Below are 1430 nucleotides of genomic sequence, written 5' to 3'. Positions count from 1 at the left end.
GGTTGCGTCCAGGGAAGTGGTGTACGGGTTCGCCCTGATCCGGGGGTTTGCTCCGGCATCGGGATGGTCCCCGCATAGGCGAACGGCCACCGGCTGATCTTTCAAGACGACCAAGTCTTTGAAGGAGATCAGCACGATGACCGCACCAGACAGTGTGCCCCTGCACGTCCTCGCCGAGGACAACCTCGCCGCGGCGAGTCCCGATCTGCTGCGCGCGATGGTCAAGACGTTCGCCGACGCGCTCATGTCCGCAGAGGCCGACGCCCTCTGCAATGCCGAATACGGGCAGGTCAGCGACGAACGCGTCAACCACCGCAACGGCTACCGCCCACGCGAGTGGGACACCCGCGCCGGCACCGTCGAACTCGCCGTCCCCAAGCTGAGGCAGGGCAGTTACTTCCCGCACTGGCTCCTGGAACGCAGGCGGCGGGCCGAGCAGGCCCTTGTTTCGGTCGTCGCCACCGCCTACCTGCTGGGCGTCTCCACCCGCAGGGTCGAGAAACTCGCCGAGTCCCTCGGTGTCACCCAGCTGTCGAAGTCCCAGGTCAGCGCGATGGCCAAGCACCTGGACGAGCAGGTCGCCGCGTTCCGCAACCGGCCGCTGGACGCCGGGCCGTATGCGTTCGTCTGGGTCGACGCACTGACCCAGAAGGTCCGTGAGGGCGGCCGCATCATCAACGTCCACGCCCTGATCGCCGTCGGCGTCAATGCGGACGGACACCGCGAGATCCTCGGCATCGACGTCGCCACGGCCGAGGACGGCGCCGGCTGGCTGGCCTTCCTGCGCTCGCTCGTCGCCCGCGGCCTGTCCGGCGTCCAGCTGGTCGTCTCCGACGCCCACATCGGCCTGGTGAACGCGATCGGCGCCGTCCTGCCGGGCGCCTCGTGGCAGCGATGCCGCACGCATTACGCCCGAAATCTGCTGAGCCAGGTCCCCAAGTCGGCCCAGCCATGGGTGGCCACCCTGCTGCGGACCATCTTCGAACAGCCCGACACCGACGCAGTCCAGGCCCAGATGCGTCACGTCCTGGACGCCCTGGAGGCCAAGTTCCCCAAAGCCGCAGCCCACCTGGACGCCGCCCAGCACGACCTGCTGGCGTTCACCGCCTTCCCGCGTGAGATCTGGCGGCAGATCTGGTCGAACAACCCGCAGGAACGGCTGAACAAGGAGATCCGCCGCCGCACCGACGTGGTCGGCATCTTCCCTGACCGCCCCGCCCTGATCCGCCTGGTCGGCGCCGTCCTGGCCGAACAGAACGACGAGTGGACCGAAGCACGCCGCTACATGGGACTCGACCTACTGGCCAAGGCCCGCCTCCACCCGATCGAGTCAGAAACGGACGACACGGTCCTCCCTACCGAACTCACCGCATAGCCTCAAAACGAGATCGCCGAGTGGCCGTCGATACACCACTCCAGCGGACGTGACC

At 67.8% G+C, this 1430-nt stretch carries 1 protein-coding gene; it reads left to right on the top strand.

What is annotated here, in order from left to right; translation table 11 throughout:
* The first annotated feature begins 136 nt into the window (after positions 1–136).
* Entirely contained in the window at positions 137–1375 is a 1239-nt protein-coding gene (locus ACFYZQ_RS40225; RefSeq protein ID WP_389159269.1) for an IS256 family transposase, read from the top strand.
* Positions 1376–1430: the final 55 nt, after the last annotated feature.

The organism is Streptomyces sp. NPDC001843 (assembly GCF_042891955.1).
Taxonomy (GTDB): Bacteria; Actinomycetota; Actinomycetes; order Streptomycetales; family Streptomycetaceae; genus Streptomyces.
Note: the sequence above shows the minus strand (reverse complement) of the source record. Positions and strands in the feature narration are given on the sequence as shown.

Bases quoted from the DNA above. Each gene is read 5' to 3' on its own strand.
- ACFYZQ_RS40225 (WP_389159269.1), top strand. From the start codon at position 137: ATGACCGCACCAGACAGTGTGCCCCTGCACGTCCTCGCCGAGGACAAC.